General features: G+C 39.4%; 8 protein-coding genes. 3 read left to right on the forward strand and 5 right to left on the reverse strand.

Translation table 11 applies throughout. The annotated features are described in order from the left end of the window. Position 1: 1 nt before the first annotated feature. The gene (locus MWU82_RS04275; RefSeq protein ID WP_247095345.1) at positions 2-1,000 is read left to right on the forward strand and encodes a PorP/SprF family type IX secretion system membrane protein; all 999 of its coding nucleotides are present in this window, start codon (positions 2-4) and stop codon (positions 998-1,000) included. A gap of 54 nt (positions 1,001-1,054) precedes the next feature. Here MWU82_RS04275 and MWU82_RS04280 read toward each other — a convergent pair whose 3' ends face one another. From MWU82_RS04280 to MWU82_RS04290, 3 genes are all read right to left on the reverse strand, one after another. Further along, entirely contained in the window at positions 1,055-2,020 is a 966-nt protein-coding gene (locus MWU82_RS04280; RefSeq protein ID WP_247095346.1) for an amidohydrolase family protein, read from the reverse strand. A 64-nt stretch (positions 2,021-2,084) separates the two neighbouring features. Next, positions 2,085-2,456, reverse strand: coding sequence for a high-potential iron-sulfur protein (locus tag MWU82_RS04285; protein WP_247095347.1), 372 nt, complete (start codon positions 2,454-2,456; stop codon positions 2,085-2,087). A 50-nt stretch (positions 2,457-2,506) separates the two neighbouring features. After that, the gene (locus MWU82_RS04290) at positions 2,507-4,525 is read right to left on the reverse strand and encodes a PVC-type heme-binding CxxCH protein (RefSeq protein ID WP_247095348.1); all 2,019 of its coding nucleotides are present in this window, start codon (positions 4,523-4,525) and stop codon (positions 2,507-2,509) included. A gap of 510 nt (positions 4,526-5,035) precedes the next feature. Here MWU82_RS04290 and MWU82_RS04295 point away from each other — a divergent pair. Beyond that, entirely contained in the window at positions 5,036-6,673 is a 1,638-nt protein-coding gene (locus MWU82_RS04295; protein WP_281502398.1) for a sulfatase, read from the forward strand. Between the two features lie 134 nt (positions 6,674-6,807). Here the strand turns inward: MWU82_RS04295 and MWU82_RS04300 are convergent, their stop codons facing one another. After that, positions 6,808-7,026, reverse strand: coding sequence for a hypothetical protein (locus MWU82_RS04300; RefSeq protein ID WP_215949860.1), 219 nt, complete (start codon positions 7,024-7,026; stop codon positions 6,808-6,810). Between the two features lie 12 nt (positions 7,027-7,038). Next, complete coding sequence (locus MWU82_RS04305) at positions 7,039-7,527, reverse strand: DinB family protein (RefSeq protein WP_247095349.1); 489 nt, start codon at positions 7,525-7,527, stop codon at positions 7,039-7,041. A 311-nt stretch (positions 7,528-7,838) separates the two neighbouring features. Between MWU82_RS04305 and MWU82_RS04310 the strand changes: the two genes are divergently transcribed. After that, positions 7,839-8,798: a YafY family protein gene (locus MWU82_RS04310; RefSeq protein ID WP_247095375.1), complete on the forward strand. Its 960-nt coding sequence runs from the start codon at positions 7,839-7,841 to the stop codon at positions 8,796-8,798. Positions 8,799-8,864 lie beyond the last annotated feature (66 nt).

The following is an 8,864-nucleotide window of genomic DNA, read 5'->3' on the forward strand; positions in this document are numbered from 1 at the left end:
GATGAAGAAACTTAATCTAATAACCCTACTAATTATTCTTATTACGTTGGGGGCCAACGCTCAGGAAAAATTTGTGAACAACTTAAGCAAGGTGCCGGCTTCCTTAAACCCCAGTTTTCATGCTTTTAAGGATAAAACTAGGATAGGGGTCTTGGCCGAATTTGCCAGTCAGAGCCAAGGAAACCAATCCCAGCATAAATATGCCTTTGGCTCAACGGCCTTTGAAGAATACAATTTTCAACTGGGCGTAGATCTGTTCAACAATAACCTGAACAATTCAGGATTTAATTATACTTCTGCGGCATTGAGCTATATGTACAAATTGGTTTTAAAGAACGATTGGATACTATATCCTGGAATAACTGCCGCCTATAGCAATTACAGATATGATTTTAACAATCTTACCTTTCAGGATCAAATAAACATATTTACGGGTCAAATTAGTGCCAATACCATTGATCCCATTACGGCTTCCGAAAATATCGGCTATTTGGATATGGGGGCTTCGGTATTGATACATAACGATATAAATACTCTTTTTGGGCTTTCCCTTAAGCATTTGAATCAGCCACGAATATCTTCCAAACAAAGTGAAAATAACGTGAATTTAAACATGCTTATTTCCGGGCAGTTTGGTTATGAAATGGATATCAATAAATATGGACAGGCCAAATTGCCAGAGCATTCCTATTTATATTTATTTAATGCAGTGTCTATACAAGGCCCAAATACTAGATTGGATTTTTATCAGGATGTTACCCTTGGCAACTTTAGTATTGGCATAAACGAACATCTCAGTTATTTGGAAAATGCTTCCTTTTCCGAAATAGGTTTTGCCACCAGCCTTGCCTTGGAAACATTTGAATTTGGGTTAAACTATAGATTGCCCTTTGGTGGCGATGCCAAGCAATATATACCCAATTCGCTGGAATTATTTTTGGTTTTTGATATTTCTAGATTTAAGGAGCGTAGAAGATCGGATTACAGTAAGTTCTATTAACCAAGGCCTACTTGACCATTCGTCAAATCATTATGAAATAGAATATTCAATTGATTATAGACGGAATAAATTCTTTGCATTTTCATATAAAATTTTGCGTTCGATTGGCTTAGATACCAGTTTACGTATCTCAGCAATATCTAGGGTACCGGAACAACTATCCGGATCCGATCCTGTGGGATCCGCACAATCACTACCGTACAATAACTTGTCTTTGTGCCTTTCCAGGAAAAACCTGGCGTGGTCTTCATCTCGGGTAAGCGCATTTAAACCTGAGCCAGCAGAAAGATCGCCATACATGTTGGGATAATCACTCAGATATCGGTCTGTAATTCCTCCTGGTGTAACAGGGTTTTTAGGATACAGGACTGATTGGTCCATATGATTTTTGTCAATATTGGCCCACCAGGTTTGGGCATGGCCGATGAAATTTACTTTCGGATATTTCTCCAGCATTTTATAAAAGCGTTCGAAGCCATAATTATACATTTCATGCTGCCAATGCATGAGTACCGGTACATTGTAGTTTTCTGCCAATTGGTAAATTTTTTGCATCTCGGTCGAATCACATGTGACACCAAATTTCAATTCCCCAATAACCACCGCACCCAATTTTAAATATTTTTCAATCTCATAAAGACCATCTTTCATATCCGGAACAGCACATGCCCCAAAGCGGAATTCCTTCTTATGTTGGCTTGCAAATAAGTAACACTCTGCATTTCCTCCTGCTTCTGCCTGCAATCCATTGGCTACGCCCTGGTGAGTTGATGGCGAATTTACTGGACGCCCTGATGGTAAAAGAATAGTAGTAGTAATGCCCATTGCCCTTTGATGTGCCAGCAGCTGTTCATCTGTGCGTTGCACGTAATGAGTATGCTGATGAATGTCAATTATTGGTTCTTTTTTGATGCTTGAAATTCCATTAAACGCGTTTAGTTTTAAAGAGGTACCAAGTGCAAACAAACTAGTACCTGCAATAAATTCTCGACGGGAAAAACTTTTTTTTGACTGTGACATAAGAACTAAATTAATAGGGGAGTGGTTAAAACATTTTTTACTTTTTCCATTTGATTTTTTTTAATTATGTAGTAATGGCCGCCCATTGAATACAATGGCCCTCGACATAAACGGGTCCTTTAAATAGGATGCATCCCCCACATTTTTTATCCGGCTTCGCAGGAATATAGAGCGCGCAATTACCACATGAATTATTAGGAACGGCAGATTGTTTTACATAACCCAAGCTTTCGCGCTTTTTAATTTCCCCGTCACTTACATCTGTTAGGTCCTTACAAGGGTCTTTTAAATTGCCTTGTATCTTGGTCTCACTTTCATCGCCGGGTGATTCATTTTTACCGCGACAGTTAATAAGTAGCATACCCCCTATAAATAAACCACCGCTACTAAAACATTTATTTATAAAATTCCTTCTGGAATTGTTCTTTATGCCCATTTTTAAAACTGTTTATTTAATAGATATATTTAGATGTTATTAGCTACTGTTCATTTAGTATACAATTCTATTAAATCCTGGATTGCTTTAGGGACATTGCCCTCTGCTTCCAATGAAATAGATTTTAATTTTTCTTTTAATGAATTTTCCAAGCCGGCTGATTTTTCAATTCCTTCCACCAATCCCTTAATACTTGCCGACTGCAAGCCTGCTGTATTTGAAAGTGAGGATTGGGCCAGCAAGCTTAATAAACCTGAGATCTGGTTTTTATTATTACGTGCACCAATGACATTGGAACAAGTCTCAATAAAATTCAGTTTCCACGATGAGGCGTCCTTAAAAAAAGAATTCCTCTCCAAGATTTTTAAAAGGTCTATACCCGAACCAGCTTCTGAGCTCAACACTGCAGTCCTGAACCATGAACTCTGACCATGTAGCTCCAAGGCTTTTGCCAGTGCGGGTATCACCGCTTTATCTTTGAATTGGCCTAAACTCAAAGTAGCTTGGAAAGCGACCCTGATCGAAGGGTCATTGATCATTTCCGCCAACTGGGATACACAATCGGGAAAGCGTTCGGAAAGTATCGCAGCATTTTCTCTCACTCCTGCTGAAGGGTCTTTCATTGCAGTCATCACAGTAACAGCATCCAGAGCATCCATTCCTTCTAAAACATATAGGGCATGTAATCTGAATCTTGGATTTTCGCTTTGGGCAAACAAGGCTCTTACTTCGGGTATTACACTTTTATCCTGGCGCTCTAAAAGAAGCCTTTGAGCTGTAAGATTCCACCAACGATTTTCATGCTGCAACGCTTTAACCAGCTCGGAAGAAGATACTTTAGTGAGATTGGGGTTCACTGGCTTATAAGGACCAACATCCTTAGGTACAATTCTGTAAATACGCCCATATTCATTCCCGGCATCGAAATCCATGGTCTCTTGTAAGTCTTCAGGAATAGACATTGGAGTCTCAATATGCTGCCGGTACATGTCCATAATATACAGATAACCATCAGGGCCTACTGAAAAATTTGCAGGACGAAACCATGAATCCGTAGTTGCCATAAATTCTTTATCTTTTTCCTTTTCTCCACGCTTTGCTACCATATAAGGTAAACCATCAACAACAGAAAGAATATCCCTGTGCACCAAGCTGCCTGCAACATCGCCTGTGAATATATTGCCATAATATTCTTTTGGAAACTTATCGCCATCGTAGTACGTACCACCTGAAGCCCCTGTAAAATGACCCCTTGCATATTCTACCCTGTCAAGGTTATTTTCCTGGTAATTCTTATTACGACGGTCGGTACGTTCCTGTCTCCAGTACGGCGTTTCACTTAACTGGTGCATAAGCGGATCATGGTCCGAAATATTTTGTATCGTGCTTTTAGTTGAAGCTGGCAGATAAGGGTTTCTTTCAAGGTATCTCAAAGGAACTACCACCTCACGGATGTGTAAGGAATTCGCTGTAAAAAACCGATGGCCCCAATCGTCAATGGCAAGGCCAAACTGACCTGGGCCTGTACTGCGTTCAAATTCATTGCGGTCTAGCCGGAAGCGAAAATCGGCACCCTGCACATTTAGCCGGGGTGCATCGGGTCGGCGGCTAAAACTTATTTCACCTGCTTGCCCACCATTGTTTGCATAGATCCAGTTATCAATACCAAAACGAAGATTGGTGATTTGCACTTCTTCATTCTTATTAAAAAAGCCGCTAAAAAGAATCTCTTTTAAATCTGAACGTCCATCTCCATCAGTATCCTTATAATATGTGATATTGGGCGCTGCACATACCAGAAGGCCACCCTTCCAAGGCAATACACTTGTTGCCTCCCTAAGGCTGTCTACAAAAACGGTAGACGTGTCGGCCCTTCCATCGCCATTAGTGTCCTTTAACATAACGATTTTTCCTTTTCCTTTTACAGAATCGTCCTTGTAGGCATCCAGCATGCCGACAACGTAAGCATTTCCATCTCCATCATACTGCATGGACACCGGGTCTATGACCAATGGTTCCGATGCGAATATTTCTACCTTAAAGTTTTCTGCCAACTGAAAAGTTTTCATGGACTCTTCCGGACTAAGCGGTCCTTCATACAGAGGCTTTCCCTCACAAGAAACCAAGATGATCAATATTAATATTAAGAATTGTACATTAATAGCCAAGTACCCGATTAACCTGCTACACTTATTTTTGTTCTGCCTTATTTTCTTGTGAGAGAAATTTATGGTTGTTACTTTTTTCAGAATTAATTATTTGAAAGGTTAATATTATCCTTATAGCATAAAATTAGGTGATCAGTATCCTAAAATACTAAAAAAAAGTGCATTCGGAATTATTGTTGTCCGAGGAAAATCTAAAGTAGTGAAAAAGGCCATGTTATTGCCTTATTATATAGTTTTGGGCCTCCATTAATACAAAAGACTCCCTAATGGTCCAAAAAACTTAATCGGTATTTATTTAAACATCTGTAAACTTACTAAAGCTTAAAAGGATTATTTTTATAATCCGAACCAAAAATTATTATTTTGAAAAAACCAAATACTCCAACCGCCTTATTATTTGTATTAGTTGCCTTGTCACTTTTCTCGTGTGGGGACAGGACCGCAGAACGGGAAATAACAAAACCCAATATAATATACATCATGTCCGATGACCATACTACCCAGGGCTTTGGTATTTATGGGAGTAGGCTGGCCGGATTAAATCCGACCCCAAACTTGGACAAGATTGCCAACGAAGGAATAATTTTTGACAATTGTTTTGTAAACAATTCCATATGTACTCCGAGTAGGGCTTCTATTATTTCTGGACAATACCCGCAGACCAATGGAGTTTTGGACCTAGAAGGTATTATTGGGGTTGATAGGCAGTATCTTCCAAAAGAGATGAAGAAATTGGGGTACCAAACGGCCATTGTGGGTAAATGGCACCTTCATGACGAGCCCGCAGCTTTTGATTACTATAAGGTTTTGCCCGGGCAAGGAGACTATTTTGACCCCGAATTTCTAGTGAGGGGTGAAAAATCATGGCCCGATAATGTGGTAAAGACCAAAGGGCATTCCTCGGATAATATTATGGATATTACCTTAGATTATTTAAAAAACAAGAGGGATCCCAACAAGCCATTTTTCCTGATGCACCATTTTAAAGCTCCACATGACGATTTTGAATATGCACCCCGATATGAGGAATATTTGGCCGATACTTTTATTCCCGAACCGGAAAGTCTATACAATAATGGCAATAATGGATCAATAGCTACTAGGGGCAAAAACGATTCCCTTACCAGGATAATTGGATCCTCCGTTTCACACCGTAACCTAATTCGCCATCAGGCCAACAATATATATTGGAACGATACCACTGTTTATAAAAAATATAGGAATGCAAGAGATATTGCCCCATCGGAATATGTAAAGTGGGAAATGACAGCGGAAGAAAAAGACTATACTAGCAAAGTCTACCAAGATTATTTAAAGAAATACCTGAGATGTGTTAAGGGTGTGGACGATAATGTAAAGCGTTTGTTGGACTATTTGGAAGCGGAAAATCTTTTGGACAATACCATTATTGTCTATACCGGGGACCAAGGTTTTATGTTGGGCGAACATGATTACATAGACAAAAGATGGATGTACGAAGAATCCATGCGCATGCCATTTTTTGTGAGATATCCTAAATCCATTGCAGCAGGAACACGTACCGATGCTATTATCAACAACACAGATTTTGCCCCCACCTTGATTGAATTGGCAGGGGGGAAGACCCCTGATTATATGCAGGGCCACAGTTTTAAAACCATATTGGAAACAGGACAGGAACCTGATGGCTGGCAACAGGCCACATACTACCGTTATTGGATGCATATGGCGCACCGCCACCAAAACCCCGCGCACTTTGGTATTAGGACGAAAGACCATAAATTAATATTTTTCTATGGAAAGTATTGGGCAGATACCGATGACCCAAATACCACCTGGAACAAAGAGAGCTGGGGCAACGACTTTAGCAACCACACTCCTCCAGCCTGGGAGTTTTATGATTTGAAGAAAGACCCCAATGAAATGAATAACGCCTATAACGACCCTGCCAATAAAGCGGTAATTGCCAATTTGAAGGAACAACTAATCAAATTGAGGGAAGACCTCAACGAGACCGATGCAAAATATCCGCACATCCAAAAGGTAATAGATGCGCATTGGAATGATTGAAAAATGACCTATTCTAAAATAGATGCACAGCGTATCAGAAAGTTTCAAAAGAACTATCCTGAAAGATATTTCCATTTAAAGAAGTTAGTCTAGGATCAGTCCAATAAATTTTCATCTATAGCAGCCATAAGTTATTAATACAATTCCTCACAAAAAAAACCATGATTGTTCAAAAGACTGGTTATGGAAGTTGCCGTGACCATATGGGTTTCGACCCGGAGGATATTATCACAATCCTCCAGATCAAAATTCCAATAGCCCTTATTGGCAACCAATCTGTTCAAATCTGGTTTCAAGACTTTCACTTTCCGTTTACTGTTAATTGACGTCTTAAATACCAATACTTCTTTCATGTTGCAATTCAATTAGCGTTCGTAAAAGGCAGGTGGTTCTATTCCCAAAGTTCTTAGATAAACGTAAGCTTGTCCTCTATGGTGAATTTCATTGTCTATAAAGTAAAAGATAGAAGACCTTACCGTACAGTCATATTGACCAAATATTTTGATGTTCTGTTGAAATTGCTCCTCCTTGATCTGTGCCCAATAAGTATTGATTTCCGCGGTAGCCTTATCCCAAAGCTCCAGTAGTCGGTCTTTTTTATTACCGTGTTCCAAATGCTCATTAAAAGGAGCTGACTTTCCAGTAGCAATTTCCTTTAACCCGGGTCCGGCTATTGCCAATAACTCCATAACCATTTCGACAAATGTGCGCATACCCCCAATAGTATGGCTAAAAAAGGCCTCTTCAGGAAAAACTTCAATAGTCCTACGTGTCAGCGCCCTATGTCCTTGCCAATGATCCAGCAATTCTTGTGATGAAATAACTTGCGGGGTCTTGTTCAATGTAGTGTGCATAGTTTAATTTTTTAAGTGATTAATATTTCATGACCAAAATTAAATATGGCTGGTGACAGCCCTATGTCAGTAGTAAAAAAAATATTTAAAAACCCTAATATCAATTGGTTACAAGTGAAGATATAAATAAGAATAACTATGTTGACATAAGGTTGTCACCTGGCCTGCTTTAATTTGTAGACTGATTTTGAAAATATCGGTGCGCGAAATTTTAACATAGTTAATCCAGTAACCATATGGACAAAACAAAGTCGATTTTTGAATTATACTTTTATTTGAAGTCCTATCTTTGGGATATATGTCAGGCAATTATGGGTAGAGATACGGTAAATCGTTTTGATCGTATAGTAGCGATCTTGGTGCAATTACAGTCCAAACGTATTGTAAAGGCGCAGGAGTTGGCGGACCGATTTGAGGTAAGTTTGCGTACTATTTATAGGGATATTAGAACCCTGGAAGCCTCTGGTGTCCCCATTATAAGTGAAGCGGGTGTTGGCTATTCCATTATGGAAGGCTATCGGCTACCCCCGGTCATGTTTACGCGTGAGGAAGTAGGCAGCTTTGTGGCTGCCGAAAAACTAATGCAGAAGTTTGTGGACAAGTCGCTTGGCAGCTATCATCAATCTGCAATGTTCAAGCTAAAGTCTGTTTTAAGGGGCAGTGAAAAAGATTGGATTTCTGCCTTGGAGTCCCAAATATCCGTAGATCCATCACAACAGTTGTTCAATGAAGATTTGCCGAACGCGCTTGAAATTCTTTTTGAAAGTATAGCTGAAAAAAAGCAGGTATTCTTAAAATATCACTCCATGCAGAGCGAGCACCCTTCCGATCGTCATATAGAACCTGTGGGACTATTTCATGAAAATAATTTTTGGTATGTTCTGGGGTATTGTCACTATAGAAATGATTATAGACAATTTAGAACGGACAGGATGTTGGGCATTGCAAGAACCTCTCTTTCCTTTACCGGAGAACACGGGAGCTTGGATGAGCATTTGAGTAAAGATGTTAATGCTCAAAAAACCAGGGTAAGAATATTGGTGGATAAAAACATTGCCAGGTTTATTAACAGCAATAGGAAACATTACGGTTTTATATCTGAAAAGGTGAAGGGCAAAAAAGTAGAAATGACATTTATGACATCGGATGTAGAACATGGATTTCCTAGGTGGTATCTCATGTTCGGGGATTATGCCGAGATCATAGAGCCCGAAGTTCTAAAACATCGTGTTAGGGCCATCTTGGAAAAAACGGTTTCCAATTTAGAGTAGTTTTTTATTGTATGGCTAACTCTATAAGACATAAACTCTATTTAATTAGTTTTCCTTGAAGCTAAC

It is taken from the genome of Arenibacter sp. S6351L, assembly GCF_023016025.1.
Classification (GTDB): domain Bacteria; phylum Bacteroidota; class Bacteroidia; order Flavobacteriales; family Flavobacteriaceae; genus Arenibacter; species Arenibacter algicola_B.